At 63.8% G+C, this 17,818-nt stretch carries 20 protein-coding genes; 7 read left to right on the plus strand and 13 right to left on the minus strand.

The window, feature by feature from the left end:
- Positions 1-67: 67 nt before the first annotated feature.
- From AC5RWT_RS25495 to AC5RWT_RS25515, 5 genes are all read right to left on the minus strand, one after another.
- On the minus strand, positions 68-892 hold the full coding sequence (locus AC5RWT_RS25495) for an ABC transporter substrate-binding protein (RefSeq protein WP_494082632.1): 825 nt from the start codon (positions 890-892) through the stop codon (positions 68-70).
- Between the two features lie 446 nt (positions 893-1,338).
- Positions 1,339-2,250 carry a MurR/RpiR family transcriptional regulator gene (locus tag AC5RWT_RS25500; protein WP_494082633.1) on the minus strand — a complete coding sequence of 304 codons (912 nt, stop codon included), beginning with the start codon at positions 2,248-2,250 and terminating at the stop codon, positions 1,339-1,341.
- Between the two features lie 927 nt (positions 2,251-3,177).
- The gene (gene mdlC, locus AC5RWT_RS25505) at positions 3,178-4,788 is read right to left on the minus strand and encodes a benzoylformate decarboxylase (RefSeq protein ID WP_494082634.1); all 1,611 of its coding nucleotides are present in this window, start codon (positions 4,786-4,788) and stop codon (positions 3,178-3,180) included.
- 32 nt (positions 4,789-4,820) lie between these two features.
- Complete coding sequence (locus AC5RWT_RS25510) at positions 4,821-5,837, minus strand: lactate/malate family dehydrogenase (RefSeq protein WP_494082635.1); 1,017 nt, start codon at positions 5,835-5,837, stop codon at positions 4,821-4,823.
- 186 nt (positions 5,838-6,023) lie between these two features.
- The gene (locus AC5RWT_RS25515; protein ID WP_494082636.1) at positions 6,024-6,722 is read right to left on the minus strand and encodes a dienelactone hydrolase family protein; all 699 of its coding nucleotides are present in this window, start codon (positions 6,720-6,722) and stop codon (positions 6,024-6,026) included.
- A 228-nt stretch (positions 6,723-6,950) separates the two neighbouring features.
- Here AC5RWT_RS25515 and AC5RWT_RS25520 point away from each other — a divergent pair, with 228 nt between their 5' ends.
- Entirely contained in the window at positions 6,951-7,328 is a 378-nt protein-coding gene (locus AC5RWT_RS25520) for a DUF1622 domain-containing protein (protein ID WP_494082637.1), read from the plus strand.
- An 11-nt stretch (positions 7,329-7,339) separates the two neighbouring features.
- Here the strand turns inward: AC5RWT_RS25520 and AC5RWT_RS25525 are convergent, their stop codons facing one another.
- The 4 genes from AC5RWT_RS25525 to AC5RWT_RS25540 form a co-directional block, all read right to left on the minus strand.
- The gene (locus AC5RWT_RS25525) at positions 7,340-8,329 is read right to left on the minus strand and encodes a D-2-hydroxyacid dehydrogenase (RefSeq protein ID WP_494082646.1); all 990 of its coding nucleotides are present in this window, start codon (positions 8,327-8,329) and stop codon (positions 7,340-7,342) included.
- A complete protein-coding gene (locus AC5RWT_RS25530; RefSeq protein WP_494082638.1) occupies positions 8,329-9,021 on the minus strand; it encodes a PspA/IM30 family protein in 693 nt (230 codons plus the stop codon). The genes AC5RWT_RS25525 and AC5RWT_RS25530 overlap by 1 nt, the downstream gene beginning before the upstream one ends.
- A gap of 1 nt (position 9,022) precedes the next feature.
- Entirely contained in the window at positions 9,023-9,763 is a 741-nt protein-coding gene (locus tag AC5RWT_RS25535) for a hypothetical protein (RefSeq protein WP_494082639.1), read from the minus strand.
- A gap of 132 nt (positions 9,764-9,895) precedes the next feature.
- Complete coding sequence (locus AC5RWT_RS25540) at positions 9,896-10,102, minus strand: cold-shock protein (protein ID WP_127512299.1); 207 nt, start codon at positions 10,100-10,102, stop codon at positions 9,896-9,898.
- Between the two features lie 305 nt (positions 10,103-10,407).
- Here AC5RWT_RS25540 and AC5RWT_RS25545 point away from each other — a divergent pair, with 305 nt between their 5' ends.
- Positions 10,408-11,511 (plus strand): fatty acid desaturase family protein, encoded by a 1,104-nt coding sequence (locus tag AC5RWT_RS25545; protein WP_494082640.1) that lies wholly within the window; start codon positions 10,408-10,410, stop codon positions 11,509-11,511.
- Between the two features lie 58 nt (positions 11,512-11,569).
- Here the strand turns inward: AC5RWT_RS25545 and AC5RWT_RS25550 are convergent, their stop codons facing one another.
- From AC5RWT_RS25550 to AC5RWT_RS25565, 4 genes are all read right to left on the minus strand, one after another.
- Positions 11,570-12,400: an aldo/keto reductase gene (locus AC5RWT_RS25550; RefSeq protein WP_494082641.1), complete on the minus strand. Its 831-nt coding sequence runs from the start codon at positions 12,398-12,400 to the stop codon at positions 11,570-11,572.
- A 29-nt stretch (positions 12,401-12,429) separates the two neighbouring features.
- On the minus strand, positions 12,430-12,861 hold the full coding sequence (locus tag AC5RWT_RS25555) for a hotdog fold thioesterase (protein ID WP_494082642.1): 432 nt from the start codon (positions 12,859-12,861) through the stop codon (positions 12,430-12,432).
- A 104-nt stretch (positions 12,862-12,965) separates the two neighbouring features.
- Positions 12,966-13,259 (minus strand): DUF503 domain-containing protein, encoded by a 294-nt coding sequence (locus AC5RWT_RS25560; protein ID WP_493967031.1) that lies wholly within the window; start codon positions 13,257-13,259, stop codon positions 12,966-12,968.
- Between the two features lie 53 nt (positions 13,260-13,312).
- Positions 13,313-13,915, minus strand: coding sequence for an NAD(P)-dependent oxidoreductase (locus AC5RWT_RS25565; RefSeq protein ID WP_494082643.1), 603 nt, complete (start codon positions 13,913-13,915; stop codon positions 13,313-13,315).
- 71 nt (positions 13,916-13,986) lie between these two features.
- Here AC5RWT_RS25565 and AC5RWT_RS25570 point away from each other — a divergent pair, with 71 nt between their 5' ends.
- The 5 genes from AC5RWT_RS25570 to AC5RWT_RS25590 all read left to right on the plus strand — a co-directional run bounded on the left by AC5RWT_RS25570 (position 13,987) and on the right by AC5RWT_RS25590 (position 17,772).
- Positions 13,987-14,730 (plus strand): NUDIX hydrolase, encoded by a 744-nt coding sequence (locus tag AC5RWT_RS25570; RefSeq protein WP_494082644.1) that lies wholly within the window; start codon positions 13,987-13,989, stop codon positions 14,728-14,730.
- A gap of 84 nt (positions 14,731-14,814) precedes the next feature.
- Positions 14,815-15,054: a PLD nuclease N-terminal domain-containing protein gene (locus tag AC5RWT_RS25575; protein ID WP_494082645.1), complete on the plus strand. Its 240-nt coding sequence runs from the start codon at positions 14,815-14,817 to the stop codon at positions 15,052-15,054.
- 252 nt (positions 15,055-15,306) lie between these two features.
- Positions 15,307-16,149 carry an ABC transporter permease gene (locus tag AC5RWT_RS25580; protein ID WP_493967027.1) on the plus strand — a complete coding sequence of 281 codons (843 nt, stop codon included), beginning with the start codon at positions 15,307-15,309 and terminating at the stop codon, positions 16,147-16,149.
- Positions 16,146-16,919 carry an ABC transporter permease gene (locus AC5RWT_RS25585; RefSeq protein ID WP_493967026.1) on the plus strand — a complete coding sequence of 258 codons (774 nt, stop codon included), beginning with the start codon at positions 16,146-16,148 and terminating at the stop codon, positions 16,917-16,919. The genes AC5RWT_RS25580 and AC5RWT_RS25585 overlap by 4 nt, the downstream gene beginning before the upstream one ends.
- Positions 16,909-17,772, plus strand: a complete 864-nt coding sequence (locus AC5RWT_RS25590) for an ABC transporter ATP-binding protein (protein ID WP_493967025.1) — start codon at positions 16,909-16,911, stop codon at positions 17,770-17,772. The genes AC5RWT_RS25585 and AC5RWT_RS25590 overlap by 11 nt, the downstream gene beginning before the upstream one ends.
- The last annotated feature ends 46 nt before the right edge of the window (positions 17,773-17,818 follow it).

The raw sequence follows: 17,818 nt of genomic DNA on the forward strand, positions 1-17,818 counted from the left end.
GCACTGCATTTCACCGGGGTACTCGCAGAGCAACCGCCGGCTGTCCGCCGGCGGTTGCCCTGGTCGATCAGGTTTGCGGCACGTCCCCAATCCATTTCTTGTAAATTTCTTCATACGTTCCGTCGCTCTTGGCATCTTCGAGAACCTCATCGACGACCTTCTTGAGAGCTGTGTTGCCGAGTTTCATTCCGAGACCGTACTGCTCGCCAGTGTCGAACTGTGCTGAAATGACGCCCTTGCCGGAATTCGCCTTCAAGGCTTCGGACCACACAGGCAGATCATTAATGGCTGCGTCGACTTGACCGGTGAACAGGGCCTGTGACTGGGAAGCAAGATCCTGGAATTCGACAATCTCGCACGCGCATTCTTCCTGCTTCGCCTTCGCATATTCAAGACCGGTTGTTGCCGTCGCAGCGCCCAGCTTTTTGCCCTTCAGATCAGCTAGACTTTTCACGGCTGAATCGGCTGGCACCAGCAACGCCTGAGTTGCATCAAAATATGGTTCCGAGAACAGAATGGCCTCCTTGCGGGCCTCTGTAATCGTCATGCCGGCCGCCGCGATATCACATTTTCCGGTAGCCATGTCCTCGCCAGATTTAATGCCTTCGAAGGGCGTGTCAATAATCGCCTGCTCCGCGCCAAGACGTTTAGCAACGAGCTCGGTGATGTCGACGTCGAACCCTACGACCTGGCCGGAATCGTCATTCGCCTGAAATGGAGCGTATGGAAGGTGGGTGCAAACTGTGAGCTTGCCTGGCGAAATGAGGGCGACCCCGTCTGTCGAGCCAGCAGAGGGGTCGAGGGCGGCGGACGGTTCGCTCCCGCAGGCGGCCAATGCAAGCGCGCAGATCGCAGCGAGTGCTGTGGGCGCAAGCCTTTTGTATGACGGCAAGGGCGTCTCCTTGTTTGCGGGGCCGGCGAGAGTCGGCCCGGGCTCGATGATGGGGACAGCGGAAAGCCTCGGATGCGAGCATCCTAGGAGCACTTTCGAGTGAGGCTCGTTGCCGTTCTCGAGACACACGGCCTGCGCCGCCACCGGTGAGTAGTGTGGGCTAGGCCACACTCAAATCAAGTATGAACTCATTTGCCGGAGACCGCAATAGCCTTGTCAAGAATTGCATGATACAAGCGTTCCTCTGAGCAAGCGCCCGGCGTGCACGGATGCCCAATCGACCGCCGGTTTAGTTTTATTGCAAATAACGACAAGACACTGGAGGGGCCAGAATGTGCAACAGGTTCGAGGAGCAGAAATGGTAGATATTTCTGTGACTGGTGGGAAGACGAAGAGGCCGGGCCGGGGAAAGCATCTGTGGTTGCGGTACCTGCGCCCCTCTGAAGTTAAGGGGAAACCTTTTCCTCGACGTCCATTTTTCGTTGGTACTCCCAATGTGGAACCAGTGTTTCCGTGAATGACCCATATCGTTCGAATCGATCCCGAGCAGAGTCCGACGTGATATCCACCACTCGGGCAGTTAGGGCTTCGACGACCGCCAAGCTGGACACGTATGACTCGAACGGCCGGGGGGTTCCCACGGACGCGGGGAGTACCGCGCTCGCCACGTCCGCCAAGGGCGACAACCACGGGTCTGTGAAGAGTATGAGCTTCCCGCCCTGCTCGACGAGGGCCCTTCCGAGCTTCTCAGTCCTAGCCTCGTAGCGCCGAAAGTCGAAAGCGACCGCGGTAGTGCGCTTGTCGGCATCGCAAAGAGCGGCCACGCGTCGGGTGGGCTCGTCATCGAGGAATTCGACTCCCGGACGCAACTCCTGGAGCATAGCGGACAGATAGCGAGCGAGAGATGAACTGAACCATCCACCAAAGACCAAGACCTTCCTCTTCGGGTCGGCCAGCAGATCGGCTGCGGCCGCTATGTCCTCAGTGGACAGTCGGCTCATCGTGGTGGATATGGCGGAGCTGAGGGTGTCGGAGTAATCCTGAAGTTCATTCCCCCCTGCGTTGTGTCCCTCGGGAAACAGCTCCACAGGCGACGTAACGCGCGCAATAACGTCATCTTTAACCGCCTCTTGAAACTCAAGGTAAGTAGCGAAGCCCAGATGGTTCACGAAGCGAATGACTGTTGGTCCGCTCACCTGCGCGTGACGCGCGAGCTTCGTCGATGATTCAAGTCCGATCGTCGCCGGCCCGCCGAGAAGAGTGCGCGCTACTTTACGTTCCGCGACGGACATCATGGACAGCCGGCGGCGAATGATCTCAAAGACGGGGAGATCTCTTGACGCCTGAAAATCGGACATACCAGTTTCCTCCGTAAATGCACCCATTCCGCAAAGGGCTTCCTTGCCCGTTTTTGAATGGAGTTGTACTTCTACGATGCTACGCGTGAGGCCTCGTTTCTGGACAGCACTCCGATGAATTTCGATTCTCCGAAGGAACCGTGAAAGGAAGCAGAAAGAGCGGCCTCGGGCCGTAAGCAGCAGACCTCCCGAAGGAACAGGTCGTTTTCTGTTCCCCCTGACGATGACGCGGGCGCGCCCCGTCGGAGACTGCGATGACCAGTGGGCGCGGTGTGCAATCGTAGTTGCCGGCGAGCGCCCAGCACTAGGCTCCTGTACCAGGTACGGCGAGGAGGTCCCCTGGCCTCCCGAGCAGGCGTCCAGACGTAACCCCTCGTCGACCGCCATCTCGGCGACCTCAACACAAAAGAATGACTTGCCGGCGTGGTTGACCTCGGCGCCGCAAAGCGGTCGGAATGCTTCATCGAACGCGGTGCGGAACGCTCGCGCGCGCTTCCTGAAGTCATTCTCAGACGGGATAAAGGCAGGTGTCCCGAACTCTCGTGCAAGCTCCGAGACGCCGACACCCTCCCGTCAGTTCACCGTTGCAGCGCGTCGAATGTCCACTTGGCCCTAGGGCCGTGAGGGCATTGCGGCCAGGGTGGAGCCGCAACTACACCGGTGCCAGTGACCAACCGGTTGCGCCATCATTCCAAGCATCATTGGGCTTTCAGTCCTCGCTCTGGTGCACGTCGTTCAACAAACCGAGAAGCACTGCGTACGCTACGTGTTGAGCATAGGCCTGTTCATTGAACCGGATAAATAGCTAACAATGATTAAGAAAAACTAGGCCGAAAACACCGCGGCTTAACGAATTGGTTTCGGCACCCCCGAAGCAGGAGTTTCACGGCGTCGCCACGTTGTGGCAGCGCCAAGTGCACTCCCACGTCAGCCGGCGACAACCTGCGCATCGATGAGCACGGGGCCGTCTGCCTGCAAAGCCTTTTGGTAGGCGGCGTCGAAATCCTCGCGGGTGCTGGTGCGCTGGGCGGGCACCCCGTAGCCCTCGGCGATGGAGACGAAGTCGATGCCGCCGAGCTTGAGGCCGGGGACATCCGGCACACCCATCCGCTGGGCGAAGCCGGCGAGGGCGCCGTAGCTGGAGTTGTTGACGATGACGAACACCGTCCGCGTCTGCCGCTGGGCCGCGGTGTAGAGGGCGGTGATGCCGTAGTTCGCGGAGCCGTCGCCCACGGTCGCCACGATCGTTTTTTCCGGATCGCCCAGGGCCATGCCGACCGCCACCGGCAGGCCGAAGCCCAAGCCGCCTGAGGCCGGAAAGTTGTACATGCCCGGCCGGTCGATGGCGATGCGCTCGAGGTAGTCAAGGTCCAGGGTGGTTGTCTCATTGACATAGGCGACGCTGTCGTTGACGTGGGCATTCAGTACCTCGAGGATTTCGGTGCCGGTCATGCCGTCCGTAGAGGTTTTGGCGGCGGGCAGCTCACGGGAGCCGGGCTCGCCGCGCCGCGTGCCCCGGTCCTGCACGCCGTTGGCCAGGGCCTTGGCCGCTCCTGCCACGTCGGCGACGACGGACCGGCCGAACGGTGCGCGGGTCGCCTCGCGCGGGTCCTGGGTGATGTGAAGGACACGGGTGCCTGCTTCGAGATAGTTGCTCGGCTCCCAGCGGTGATACCGGAACACTGCGGCCCCGAGGACGAGAACAACGTCATGCCCGGCGAGGCGATCGCGCACGGACTGGATGCCCGGGACGATGACTCCTTCGAAGTTCGGATGGGTGGTGGGGAAGGGGCCGCGTGAGGGCGAGGGTGCGACGAAGACAGACGCGTCGGTCTTCTCCGCGAGGGCCACGACGGCGTTGAACACGCCCGGATCTTCAACGGCAGCGGCGTCCACTTGGGGGCCCACCACCAGTGCAAGCTTTTTCGCGCCGTCGACCGTTGCGATGAGCTCCTGCACCAACTCTGCAGTAAGGCCACCGGCGGTGACCACCGTTCGCTCGGTGAGCAGGGCGTCGTCGTCGAGGGCGGGCTCCGCCCAGTCATCAAGCGGGACCGAAACGTAGACCGGCCCGCGCGGCTGGGTACTGGTCTCGAACACCGCCTGGGCGAGGGTGCGCGGCACGTCCGCGGCCGCCAGCGGCTCGTGCGAGTACTTGACCAGCGGTGCGGGCAGCACCGAGGCGTCCGCGCTGGCCAGCATCGTCTCCTGGCCGACGGTGCGGCGGACCTGCTGCCCCGCGAGGATGACCATCGGGATATGGCCGTAGCGGGCGTTGGTCAGGGCGCCCATGGCGTTGCCGGACCCGGAGGCTGCGTGGAGGTTCACCAAGGCGGGCCGGCCCGTGGCGCGGGCGTAACCCTCCGCCATCCCCACGACGACCTGTTCGTGCAGTCCGAGAATGAAGTCGAAGTCCTCGTTCAGGCCGGCGAGGAAGGGAAGTTCATTGGACCCGGGGTTTCCGAAGATGGTGGTCATTCCGTGCGCCCGAAACATATCCAAAGTCGTTTCCAGGACCGTCTTCTTGATGCTCGCCACGTGTCTGCCTTCCTAATATTTCGGTGTTGTTGTCACGGCGCTGCCTGGCCGGGCAGGCCAGCCCCTTGCGCCAGATTGAGGGCAGCTGCCTCACGCACGGACGCTGCAGCTTTGGCCATGGCAGCCTGCTCCTCGGGGGAGCCCTGCCAGTCGATGATCTTGACTCTTCCGGAGCTCATCTGGACCGGCAGAGCGACGAAGGCTTCGTCAAGCCCGTAAGCTCCCGCAGTCCATGCGGCTGCGGGAAAGGTCTCTCCGCGGGCCATCATGCCGATCATGCGGGCCACACCGAGTGGCGTGGTCCAGCCCGAACTCCGGCCTGGTTCCAAGGCAGACCAGCGGCGGAACCAGCCATCGATGTCCTCGCGAATATGTTCCTGTTGCGAAGCAGTCAGGGTGACCGGTGCGTCGTCGAGCATGAGGGAACTGAAGCACGGCACCTGCCCGTTCCCATGCTCTCCCAAGACCTGGGCACGGACGCGGTGCGGTTCTATTCCGAGTTCCCTGGCTACTGCGGCTTGGAACCGCACCGAGTCGTTGATGCTGTAGCCCAGTATCCGGGTTGGGTCGATATCGGTGATCCGGTGCAGGCACTCGGCGAGGACGTCGACCGGGTTGGACAGCAGCAGGACCATGCCGTCCTCGCCAGACAGCTTCTCGATGGTGGGGGCGAGGAGCCTGAGCAACCGCAGGTTCGCGGCCAAGAAGTCGCGCCTGTCCCCGCCTGGCACCTCCGGCACCGAGGCGGCCACGATGACCACGTCAACGCCTTCGCAGGAGTCAGTATCTGCTGGACTGATAGCGTTCAGCCGTGGTGCTTTGATACCGGCCAGGATTTGGGCCTCGGCGATGTCGATGGCATGGGCGCGTGCCACGTTTTCTTTCACATCGACCAAATGGATCGTGTGGCCTATGCCGGCCAGCGCGAGTTGAAACACCACCCCCGAACCGATGAGCCCGGCAGCACCGATCACGGCTGAGCTTCGCGGCCATGCGCGGCCTTCGTCCGGGCTTTGCCCGGTGCTCTGCGGATCGGTTTCGGCTTTCACTGCCCATTCTTCCGTTGAGAAGGAACTGATCGTCCCCACACCCAGGTTCTTATGCAGCATAGTCACGTCCAAGGTCCGGATGCAGCCGGCCGCCTCTTGTCCGCCGGCGGCCTCCCCGAATCTCGGAGGGAAAGGACGACGTCGGCGCGGTGGTAAGCGCCGACGTCGCACTTTGGGCTGGGGAGACTACTTCACTTTGTCCTTGAGGAACTGCACCGAGCGGCTCCAGGCCAGCTTGGCTTCCTCCGGGCGGTAGTTGCCCTGCGGGTTCTCGTCATTGTGGAAGGCGTGCGGGGCGTCGTAGAAGTAATAGGTCACTTCGGCGCCGGACTCGCGGCGGATCTGCTCCTCCTGGGCTTTGGCCTTCTCCACCGGGTAGGACTTGTCCTGTTTGCCGTAGTGGCCCTGGATGGCGGCGCGGACACCTCCAAAGGAGTCGGGCACGCCCTGCCCCACACCGTAGAACGGTACGGCTGCACTGATCTTTTCACCCTGCTGCGCGGCCAGCGCCAGCACAAAGCCGCCGCCCATGCAGAAGCCGATGGCGCCCACAGTGGAGCTGGTCACGGCCTCATGGGCCAGGAGGTAGTCAACGGCGCCGGCGAGCAGGCGGGCGCCCTCTTCCTCCGGAAGCTTGGACATCATCTCCGCGGCTTCCTTGCCGTCGTGGGCAATGCGACCGCCAAAGAGGTCGGGTGCCAGCGCCACAAAACCTTCGGCGGCCAGACGGTCGGCAACATCGCGGATGTGGTCCACCAGGCCCCACCACTCCTGGATGACGATGACGCCGGGGCCGGATCCGGATTCCGGGACGGCAAGGTAACCGTGGGCCTCGGTGCCGGCAGATTCAAAGGTGACGTTCTGGTACGGCGCGTTCTCGGTCAAAGTCCTACTCCTGATCACTCGGGGGCATACGGCTTCAGTCTAGGGATCGGGCAGGGGGTTGTCTTGCCGTCCCGTCCATTCCGTTGACACGGTCGGAGCCATTGATGCCAGGTGCCGGGGCAGGGCAATCCATGCATCATCGGCCGTAGCAGTGAAGTTCGGCTGTGCAGCCTGAAACTGACAGAGCTTGAGGGGCTGGTTCGCTCCGCAAAAGGTAGCGTGTGCGCCATGGATTTCAAGGAAGTCATTGAGTCGGCGGGCCGCGTCATTGATGCGGCCGGCGTAGTGGCCGTGGTGGCGGGGGCCGTGTTGGCCGCGCTGTTTGCGGTGCCCCGGTTTGTGCGCAGACAGGGCGGGGTGTACGGCCGGTTCCGCCGGTTCCTTGGACGCTCGATTCTGCTGGGGCTGGAGCTGCTGGTGGCGGCGGACATCATCCGCACTGTCGCCGTCAGCCCGAGCCTGGAAAGCGTGGGGGTGCTGGCCGTGATCGTGCTTATCCGTACCTTTCTGAGCTGGTCCTTGGAACTGGAGATCACTGGCAAGTGGCCGTGGCAGGAGAAGGAGCCAGAGGTCTCCGCGGCGCCGGGCGGACCAGGCGAGGGATGAACCGTCCCGGGCTACCTGGGACGCGTAGCAGGAGCCGCGGCGAAGCCCAGCTTCTTGTCGATCACGTTTTCCAGCGGCTCCTGCCGGAGAAAGCGGGCGAAGTTCTGGGCGAATTGGCCCGCCAGTTGAGGCAGCCAGCCCCGCGCATCGCCGCTGAGGTGCGGGGAGATGATCACGTTGTCCATCGCCCAGAGCGGGTGGCCGGCCGGGAGTGGCTCGGTTTCGAATACGTCCAGCGCAGCCCCGGCGATGGAGCCGGATTGCAGAGCGTCCACCAGGGCGTCGGTGTCCACGCTGGCGCCGCGGCCCACGTTGACCAGCCGCGAGGTCGGCTTCATCGCCTTCAGCACGGTGGCGTCGACGAGGTGCCGGCTCTCCTCGGTCAGCGGTGCCACCATCACTACCCAGTCGAAGGAAGCGACGACACCGGCAAGCTCCGACGACGCATACACCTCGCCGAAATCAGCATCCGGGTTGCGGGCCGTGCGGCCGGCTCCGGAAACCTCTACGCCGAGGGCCTTCAGCACCCGGGCGATCTCGCGTCCGATGGACCCGGTGCCCACAACCAACGCACGGCTTGACTCCAAACGCTCGGTCTCGCGGTGCTGCCACGTCCGTTCCCGCTGCAGGGAAAGAAGTCCGGGAAGGTCCTTGGCCAAGGCCAACATTCCGGCGAGAACGAATTCGGCCATCGGCCGGTCGAAGATGCCGCGCGCATTGGTCACCACCACGCCGGAGTCCCGCAAGTCCTTGAACAGCAGCTTGTCGACCCCGGCAGCCGCCACATGGACCCACTCCAGCGAACCGGCGGCGTACCACGCGTCCTCCAGCGCCGACGAAAAGAAGTCCCACAGCAACAACACGTGCGCCCCGTCCAGAGCGGCCGGCAGTTGGTCCGCGGTGGCATAACGTACGTCGGCAGCCGCCTCCACGTCCTCCATGCCCGGAGGCAGGTTGTCCTTGTAGAGCACGGCGACCACGGGTTTGCCAGTGGTGGCCATCAAGCCTCCGGCGCCTTGTTGCGCCGAGACTTGAGGGCGCCCAGTTGGTCATTGACCTCCGTGTTGGCCTCCAGCCATTCGAAGGCCTCCTGCACTTGCGGCGAATTCGGATCGGACCAGGCGATTTCGTTCCGGGCGGCAGCTTCCGCCTCAATCCGCCGGGTTTCCCGCTCGGCATCCCGCGCGGCGGACTGCATGCCCGTGGCACTGCCGGCCGCCGCGGAGGCGGCCTGCTGCATGCCGAGCGTGGCCTGGGCGACGTCGTGGCGGGCCTGCAGCGTTTGGTACCGCATGCGGCTGTCCTCTATCCGCGTGGACAGCCGGCCCAGTTCCCCGTCCAGCCGTCGCCATTGATCGGCCATGCGCTCGTACTGGCGGGCAAGGGTTTGCACGCGCTTCGACGCCGTGATGCTTCGGTGCAGGAACTCGCGGGCGCCGTCGTCGTCACCGCGGGCAACGCACTCTTCTGCCTGACGGTCGCAGTAGGCCTGTTCTGCCTTGGCCTCATCCAGCAACAACTCGATTCGGCGGCAGCCGGCCGCGATGTCGGCCACGCTGCGCCGGGCTTGGTCCACCGCTGCATATTGTTGTTGCTGGCTGGCCTCAACGGCCACCAGAGGATCCACCGGTGCCTCCCTGGCCGTGCGGTTGGCGCGGATAATCCGGCTGATGCGGCGTTTAATGGACGACACCTTAGCTCCTGGTGGGTTCGGGCCGGCGCCGTGCCGGAGCGGGCTGGACCTGGGCGGTGGCCGGCTGAACCGGCGCCGAGGAGGACTGGCCATGCCGCAGGCCCCCGGCCCGGCGCTGTGCGGGAACTGCAGTGTGGTGGGCGCCGGGAGCGCCGCGGTACGCGGAGGACCATGCATGCAGTGCCTCGATCTCCCGGGACAGGTGGTTTCCCGCCAGTTCCAGTTGTTCGGCGTCGGCGCTGTACCCGGCTTCCACCAAGTGTTGCCGCAACTGGCCGGAGAGCCGGTTGAGTTGAACTGCGCGCCCGGACAAGCTGCCGGCGAGGGAGCGCTTGACGTCCGGCTCCGGCTCGCCTTCGGCTAGTTTCAGCTGTTCGTCCAGTGACCGCGAAGCGACATCAAGCCTTGCCGCCACTAGCGGAAGTTCCCCGACGGGGCGGCCCTCCGCGCGGGCGGCCGCTAGTGCCCGTTCTGTAGCGTCCGCCGAGCGCTGCAGCCCGAGGCGCTGGCGGGCCAGGCGGCGCCCGGCGTCGTCCTTGGTCAAACTGCGGACGGTGAGGGATCCCGCACGCAGACCGTTGCGGAGCCGGCGGGATCGCCGGATCCTGCGGATCACCAGCCAAAGGGTCACGGTTGCGGCGGTCCCAATGCACAGCACGGCAATGCCGGTGAACATCAGGATCTGCAGGACCATGTCGGCCAGGAAGGTTCCGGTGCTGGCGGGTACGGGTGTCAAGGGCATGCCTCAAGTTTGCCCCCGGAGGCTCGATTCCTGCCAGTGGGAGTAACAATTGCCGGAAAAAACAATGCAGCCGGCTCCCATACGGGAACCAGCTGCATTGGAAAAGACTAGTGCGGCGTTGCCGCTACCGTCTTAGAGGCCGCGGATGTTTGCAGCCTGCAGGCCCTTGGGGCCCTGCACGGTTTCGAATTCGACCTTCTGGTCTTCACGCAGTTCGCGGTATCCGCCACTGTTCTCGATAGCCGAGTAGTGAGCGAAGACGTCGGCCGAGCCGTCGTCCGGAGCGATGAAGCCGAAGCCCTTTTCAGAGTTAAACCACTTGACGGTTCCAGTTGCCATTTTTTGTACTCCTCCGAGTAATACACGTTCCGCGGACTTCACGGATCGCTTGCAGCGGTGTTTTTCGTCCGCCGTTCAGAGAAGCACAAGCCCTTCGGTGAAGGGTCTTGTTGCTCAAAATCAAATGCGCAACACAACAACTACAAGATTCACTGTACAGGACATCTGCCAAGAAGCCGAATGGCGCTACCACGGTGCCCTTTGTTCAGGACGTGTTCAGGTTGGTGCCGTAGAGTGATTTTCATCTACAGGGCAGACGCCCTATTGAAGCGGCTGGGAAGTCGGACCAATCCACTGAAGGCCGTATGAGCATATCTGTATCTCCACCGACAACTACTACCCGTAGCCCGCGCGGCACTTCCGCCGCCAGCGGCTACTCCCAGCTGTTGACTACCGTGCGGGATGCAGGTTTGCTCCGAAAGCGCAGAGGGTTTTACATCAGCCTCTTTGTCGCGCTGGCGCTGGGGCTCGCCGGCGCTGTCACAGGCTTCGTTTTGCTCGGAGACAGTTGGTTCCAGCTATTGATCGCCGGCGCCTTGGGCATCTTGTTCACCCAGCTTGCGTTCCTGGCCCACGAGGCCGCCCACCGGCAGGTCTTCGAAACCGGCCCGGCCAACGACCGTGCCGGCCGGTTCCTTGCCAACGCCGTGGTGGGCATCAGCTACCAGTGGTGGATGAACAAGCACAGCCGGCACCACGGCAACCCGAATACCATCGGGAAGGATCCGGACATCGAGCAGGACACGGTCTCCTTCCTGCCGGAACAGGCAGCCGAACGCCGGGGCCTGATGGCCTGGTTCACCCGCCGGCAGGGCTACCTGTTTTTTCCGCTGCTGATGCTCGAGGGCATCAACCTGCACATCACGTCCATCAGGTCGCTGTTTGCCCGTGGCCAGGTCAAGGGCCGCAAGCGGGAAATCGCCATCCTGTTTGCCCGGCTGACACTCTACGTCGCGGCCATCTTCGTGTTCCTGCCGCCCGGCATCGCCTTCGCGTTCCTGGGTGTCCAGTTGGCCGTGTTCGGCGTCTATATGGGCGCGTCCTTCGCACCGAACCATAAGGGCATGCCGCTGATCCCCAAGGATTCAAAAGTGGACTTCCTGAGCCGCCAGGTCCTGACGAGTCGCAATATTGTCGGGCGCACGCGCTCGAGGAGCGGTGCCATCAACGCCCTGATGGGCGGACTGAACTACCAAGTGGAACACCACCTGTTCCCGAGCATGCCGCGGCCAAACTTGGCCAAGGCCGCCGAAATCGTGCGCGAATACTGCGCCAGCCACAAGATCCCCTACACGGAAACGTCGCTGCCCCAGTCCTACGGCATCGTGGTGCGGTACCTGAACAAGGTGGGCCTGTCCGCACGGGATCCGTTCGACTGCCCCATGATCGCGCAGTACCGCCGGCTCTAGCGCCTGGCAGGTGCCCGCCGATTGCCGGTGTCCACGCGGACACCGGCAATCTTTGCTTCTAGAGCTGGGTGAAGGCGGCCGTTGCCGGGTCGGCTCCAACCCGCCCGCCGGACTCCAGAGCGGTGAGCGCTTCGACGTCCTCGGCAGTCAGCGTCAGGTGGGCGGCGGCCAGGTTCTGCGCCATCCGCTCCGGATTCACCGACTTTGGAATCACAATGAAACCCTGCGCCAAATGCCAGGCGAGCACCACCTGCGCCGGCGTGGCGTTGTGTTTGGCGGCGACATCAGCCACCGTTTCAGCCTGCAGATCGGCGCCTTGGCCCAGCGGACTGTAGGCCTCGACGGCGATGCCGTGCTTGCGGCTGAGCTCCACCACCGAGCGCTGCTGGAAGGTGGGGTGGATTTCGATCTGGTTGACTGCCGGGACAGTGCCGCTGCCGGCCAGCAATGTTTCCAGATGCTCGGGCAGGAAGTTGGAGACGCCGATCGCGCGCGTCCGACCCTCGGCATAGGCCGCTTCGAGTTCGTGCCACGCCTGCAGGTAAAGGTTTTGCGACGGCACCGGCCAGTGGATCAGGTACAGGTCCACAAAGTCCAGACCCAGCTCGCGCAGGCTTGCGTCGAATGCTTCGCGCGCCTTCGACTGTTCGCCGTTGCGGAGTTTGGTGGTGATGAACAGTTCCTCGCGCGGGATGCCGCTGGACTTGATGGCCGCGCCGACGCCGGCCTCGTTGCGGTAGGCGGCGGCGGTGTCAATGTGGCGGTATCCGGCCTCCAGGGCTGCTTCAACAGCCCGCTGGGTCTCGGCGGGCGGAACCTGGAAGACGCCGAAGCCCACTTGCGGGATGGTGACGCCATTGTTGAGATCGATCGCAGGCACTGTTGCCATCGGGTTGCTCCTTGGTTCAGGGGACGGATTTACTTTTTGGGAACCAGCACGCCGAAGACGCGCATTTCGGCCAGGTGCTGGCCGTCTTGGTCATGGATGGAAATGTCCACGATGTTGTTGCGGCCGTAGCGGGTGCGCTCGACGCCGGTGGCCACGAGGCGTGCTTCTGCCGCTCCGGGGGCAATGTAGGTGATTTCGGCCTGCCGGGAGACCGATGGCCGGCCCAACGACTCGCAGACGAACGCGAAGCACGTGTCCCCGAGAGTGAATAGGTAGCCGCCGTGCAGCATGTGGTGGCCGTTCAGCATGTAATCCTGGACCGACATGGCCATCACCACGCGGCCCTCTTCGGCCTCGAGCACCTCGATGCCCAGATGCTGGGACGCCTTGTCGGAGGCATAGCGGTGGCGGACAAGTTCCTCAACCGTGGGAAACTGCGCGTCGGTGGCAGGGGTGGTCAACAAGGTCTCCCGGATGTGGCATGGATCATGGCGTGACCAACGCTACCAACATCCACCCGCGCGTGATGGGCCCGAGCGCGTCGTGCACAGCCTCAAACCGGGCATCAGTCCTCGCTGGAGTGGATCTTGCGCCGCGTGCTGAGAAGGTCGACTCCTGGGCGGTAGGCAATGTAGTTCTCGGCCGTGTCCAGCACCTGCACCACATGGGCCCGGTCCGCTGCCACCAGGCCGATGCCCAGTTCGGCCCGCCGATAGAGGTTCTGCTGGCCGACTTCCGCCACGGAGACATCAAACCGCTTCCGTACCTCCGCGATGATCGGCCGCAGCACGGAGCGCTTTTCCTTCAGTGAATGCACGTCGCCCAAAAGGAGGTCGAACTCGATCCAACCGATCCACATGCTGAAGAGTCTAGGGCAGGCGGTCCATCGCCTCGCGCCGCCTTGGGAGGCCGCTAGTTGGCTACCGTGAAGCGGCGGTTTTCATGCTGCGGGCTCTCCAATTCGTCCAGCACGGCGACGGCGAAGTCCTGGGTGGAGACGCTGTCTCCGGCGGGGGAGTCGGCGCCAAGCAGGTAGCGTCCGGTGCGCTCGCCGGGAGCGATCTTCGGCGCAGGGGCCAGCATGGTCCACTCGAGTCCCGATGCAGAGCGGTACAGCTCCAGCACTTCCGCCATGGTGATGGCTTCCGGCTTGTAAGCTTCGGGGAAGCCGGGCAAATCCTTCAGTTGCACTCCGTCCACCTCGGTGGCACCGGCGCCGCCCACCACAAACACCCGTGCCGGGACGAGAGTCTCGGAAATCGCCTCGTGAGCGGCCACGAACGGCGCATGCGATCCGCCGGTGCGGGACGGCGGGATCGAAAGAACGACGACGTCGTGACCGCGGGCGATGTCTTTGTAGGTCTTCACATCGGACAGTTCCGCAACCCTGGCCTCGGGCCCGTCCGGCCCGGTCCCGCTACGCGAAACGGCGGTGACCTGGTGGCCGCGGCGCAATGCCTCGGAAACGATCTCGCTGCCCACCATGCCGGTGGCGCCGTAGACGGCAATCTTCATCTGAAACCTTTCCTGGTCGGGTGAAGCGGTCATCTCGACCGTCGTTTCAACCACAGTCCTAAGCTAAGGGCGTGGATAAAGCGGCGGAGAATCGGGCGAACCAAACGGAACTGGCAGCGACAGTCGTCTTGCTGCGCGACAGTGCGGACGGATTGGAGGTCCTGATGCTGGAACGGCCCGGCAGGGGAACCTTCGCCGGAGCCTGGGTATTCCCCGGCGGCAAAGTGGACCCGGAGGACTACCCCGCGGCCGAAGCGGGAGCCGGCACTGACACGGAGGAGGGCGACGCCGTCGAGCCTGAACATGGCAGGCAGTTGGCGGCGGCGAAGCGTGCAGCCGTGCGTGAAACTTCCGAGGAGACCGGCCTGCGGATTGCACGGCAGGAACTGGTCCACCTCTCGAACTGGGTGCCGCGGCACAGTCTGGTCCGCCGCTTCCAGACGTGGTTCTTCGCGGCCGAGGCCCCGGCCGGGGAGATCGTGCTCAACGACGGCGAACTGGCCGGCTTCGCGTGGCTGCGGCCCCAGGAGGTGCTGGGCCGGCATGCATCCGGTCGGATGCAGTTGGTCCCGCCGACCTGGGTGACGCTGCACGGTCTAAGCCGCTTCGGCACAGTGGCGGAGGCGCTGGAAGCCGCGCGGGGGGTGGGGCCGTTCAACTTTGAGAGCCACGTGCTTGACGATCCCGCGACCGGGCAGATTATCGTCTGGGCGGGCGATGAGGCCTATCCCGGCCCGGGTCCGGCAGCTTCCACCGGGGCCAGGCACCGGCTGTCCACAGCGTCATTGCCGTGGCGGTACGAACGAAACCGCTGAGCCTTAAGGACAGGCCGGCCCTTCGCGGCCCGCTGCTGCACGCCTACACTAAAGGCACCTGCTGCCTGAGACCGGGAGACCGCTATGGGGAACGCACTGACGAGGGCCACCAAGAAAAAGTCCTTCAAGGATCTGAGCGGGGGACAGCGGCTGCGGGTTGCCGCCATGACTGCACTGCAAATGGCCGTGCAGACGGCCGCGCTGCGGGATCTGAGGAAACGTCCCGCCGCTCTGGTTAATGGGCCGAAGCCAGCGTGGTTCGCCGCGACCTTCGTCAACTTCCTAGGTCCCGTGGCCTACTTTCTGTTCGGACGAAAGCGCTGAATTGCAAAGCACAATCCGTTGACAATTTCAATTCACGCCCCTGAAGGCCGTCAAACACTGTCTTGTGGTGTCGGCTCCGTAACGATGGCCTAGAGTGTTTGACGTCACCAAGTGGCGTCGACCACACTTGAGATAGTGAACGCGTGTTCGACTAGCGAACAAGGTGGTCTGAATCCCCGTTCTCCTCGGGGCAGAAGGAGTGAAAATGAAATGTGCGCTGTATAGGGCGCCGCACCCGGGCGGGTTGCTCCCATGAGCGCCCCGGCGGTGACAACAGACAGTCAGGGACCCGCGGCCAGCCAGTCCAAGCGCCCTGTCAGGAAACGCCCGGCGAAGCAGTTGCTGGGCATCGCCGGGATCCTGGCGTTCCTGCTGGTGTGGGAGCTCGCTCCCCGGGTGGGAATTGTTGAAGCGCGGTTTCTGCCGCCGGCGTCCGAGGTGATCTCGGTGCTGTTTAACGATTTCGGGTTGGCGGCTTTCTGGCTTGCGGTAGGCGAGACCATGCTGGCCTGGTTCCTGGGCCTGCTGATGGCCGTTGTACTGGCCGTGGTGCTCGGCTTTATCGTCGGTTCGTCCAATTTCCTGCGGAAGTTCACCAACTCCACGGTGGAGTTCCTGCGACCCATCCCGTCGGTCGCGCTGATCCCGCTGGCCGTGCTGCTGTTCGGCGTGAAGATCGAGTCCTCGCTGATGCTGATCGTCTACGCATCGTTCTGGCAGGTTTTCATCCAGGTGCTGTACGGAGTGGCCGACGTGGACAACGTGGCGATGCAGACCGCCAAGTCCTATGGCCTGGGCAGGTTCGCCCGGGTTCGCCACGTCGTGTTCCCCACTGCCCTGCCGTACCTGATGACCGGCGTGCGGCTGGCTGCAGCAGTCGCCCTGATCCTGGCCATCACGGCCGAACTGGTGATCGGTTCCCCGGGCCTCGGCCGGGAGATTGCGCTTGCACAGTCCGGTGGCGCGATCTCGGGCATGTACGCACTGGTGTTGGCCACCGGCCTGATTGGCGTGTTGGTCAACCTAGTCATGCGCTTCATTGAGCGCAAGACCCTGTCCTGGCATGAATCAATCCGTTCCGAGGTGATCGCGTGAAAGTCCTGAAAGGCATTGCCTACGGGCTGGCGTTGCCAATCATCCTGGTGCTGATCTGGTGGGGCTCGACCCTGGGCACGACGAACTTCTTTGTGCCCACCCCGGCCTTGCTCGTCGAAGCGTTCGCGGAGACCTGGTTCGGCGAACGGATCTTCTCCGACGTGCTGCCATCGATCGGCCGCCTGCTCATTGGCGTCATCGCCGCCATCATCCTCGGCATCGTCGCCGGCCTGCTGATCGGCTCGATCAAGTGGCTGCGCGACTTCACTGAGCCGGTGCTGGAGTTCTTCCGCGCGATCCCGCCGCCGGTGCTGATCCCGGTGCTGATGCTGCTCATGGGCATCACCGACACGATGAAGATCGTGGTCATCATCTCCGGCTGCATCTGGCCGGTGCTGCTGAACACCATCGAAGGCGTTCGCGCCATCGACTCCGTGCTCTCGGATTCGGCGCACACCTACGGCATCGGCGGAGCGGCCCGCGTTCGCTACCTCGTGCTGCCGTCGGCTGGTCCGCAGATCATGGCCGGTGTCCGCCAGTGCCTGTCCATCGGCCTGATCCTGATGGTCATCTCCGAAATGTTCGCCTCGTCGTCGGGGCTGGGCTTTACCATCGTGCAGTTCCAGCGTTCCTTCGCAATTCCGGAAATGTGGTCCGGCATTGTGGTGCTGGGCCTGATCGGTGTTGCCATGTCATTCATCTTCCAATGGACCGAGCGCAGGGTTCTGCGCTGGTACCACGGCCTGCGAGAGGTAGAAAATGCAGCCTGAAACCACCCCGGCTCCGACCGGCAAAACCCTGCCCGAAGGCCAGGCCATGCTTTCGGTCCGCGGCGTCAAGAAGGTCTATCACACCGACGGCGGCGACATCGAGGCGGTGCGCAACCTGACGTTCGACCTGAAGGCCGGGGAGTTGGCCTGTCTGGTCGGCCCGTCCGGGTCCGGCAAGACCACCTTGCTCAAGTGCATTTCCGGTTTGCTGGCCCCGACCGAGGGCGAAGTGCTGCTGGACGGTGCCCGTGTGACCGGCCCGCCGAAGAAGATGGCCGTGGTGTTCCAGGAATACGGCCGTTCGCTGTTCCCCTGGATGCGGGTTCGCGAAAACGTGGAGCTTCCGCTGAAGAACGCCGGCATGGGCAAAGCCGAGCGGGACAGGCTGGTCGACGACGCGCTGGAGGCCGTTGGCCTGGACCACGTGCCGCAGTCCTACCCCTGGCAGCTCTCCGGCGGCATGCAGCAGCGCGTGGCCATCGCCCGCGCCGTGGCCTACCAGCCCGAGGTGCTGCTGATGGACGAGCCGTTCGCCGCCGTCGACGCGCAGACCCGCGCCGATTTGGAGGACCTGATCCGCTCGGTCTGGAAGAAGCTGGGCGTCACCGTCCTGTTCGTCACCCATGACATCGACGAATCGGTCTACCTGGGCGAGCGCGTGATTATCCTGTCGTCATCGCCGACCGTGATCCAGGAGGATATCCAAATCGACCTGCCCGACGAGCGCGACCAGCTCAACACGCGTGCGCTGCCGCGGTTCACGGAACTGCGCCACCACGTGTACGAACAGATTCAGCTGGCCAAGCAGGGCCACCGCCCTGCCGCCGCCACTCAGGCAGGCAGCGCGAGCTGACGGCCACACCGGCACTACGGCGCCGGCCGCATCGTCAGGATGCGGC

Source organism: Arthrobacter sp. Dra40, from assembly GCF_059091905.1.

Excerpts from the sequence above, each read along its gene's own strand:
- AC5RWT_RS25545 (WP_494082640.1), top strand. The coding sequence starts at position 10,408 with ATGAGCATATCTGTATCTCCACCGACAACTACTACCCGTAGCCCGCGC.
- AC5RWT_RS25525 (WP_494082646.1), bottom strand. The coding sequence starts at position 8,329 with ATGGCCACCACTGGCAAACCCGTGGTCGCCGTGCTCTACAAGGACAAC.
- AC5RWT_RS25540 (WP_127512299.1), bottom strand. The coding sequence starts at position 10,102 with ATGGCAACTGGAACCGTCAAGTGGTTTAACTCTGAAAAGGGCTTCGGC.
- AC5RWT_RS25560 (WP_493967031.1), bottom strand. The coding sequence starts at position 13,259 with ATGTGGATCGGTTGGATCGAGTTCGACCTCCTTTTGGGCGACGTGCAT.
- AC5RWT_RS25550 (WP_494082641.1), bottom strand. The coding sequence starts at position 12,400 with ATGGCAACAGTGCCTGCGATCGATCTCAACAATGGCGTCACCATCCCG.
- AC5RWT_RS25575 (WP_494082645.1), top strand. The coding sequence starts at position 14,815 with ATGGGGAACGCACTGACGAGGGCCACCAAGAAAAAGTCCTTCAAGGAT.
- AC5RWT_RS25500 (WP_494082633.1), bottom strand. The coding sequence starts at position 2,250 with ATGTCCGATTTTCAGGCGTCAAGAGATCTCCCCGTCTTTGAGATCATT.
- AC5RWT_RS25580 (WP_493967027.1), top strand. The coding sequence starts at position 15,307 with ATGAGCGCCCCGGCGGTGACAACAGACAGTCAGGGACCCGCGGCCAGC.
- AC5RWT_RS25590 (WP_493967025.1), top strand. The coding sequence starts at position 16,909 with ATGCAGCCTGAAACCACCCCGGCTCCGACCGGCAAAACCCTGCCCGAA.
- AC5RWT_RS25535 (WP_494082639.1), bottom strand. The coding sequence starts at position 9,763 with ATGCCCTTGACACCCGTACCCGCCAGCACCGGAACCTTCCTGGCCGAC.
- AC5RWT_RS25520 (WP_494082637.1), top strand. The coding sequence starts at position 6,951 with ATGGATTTCAAGGAAGTCATTGAGTCGGCGGGCCGCGTCATTGATGCG.
- AC5RWT_RS25565 (WP_494082643.1), bottom strand. The coding sequence starts at position 13,915 with ATGAAGATTGCCGTCTACGGCGCCACCGGCATGGTGGGCAGCGAGATC.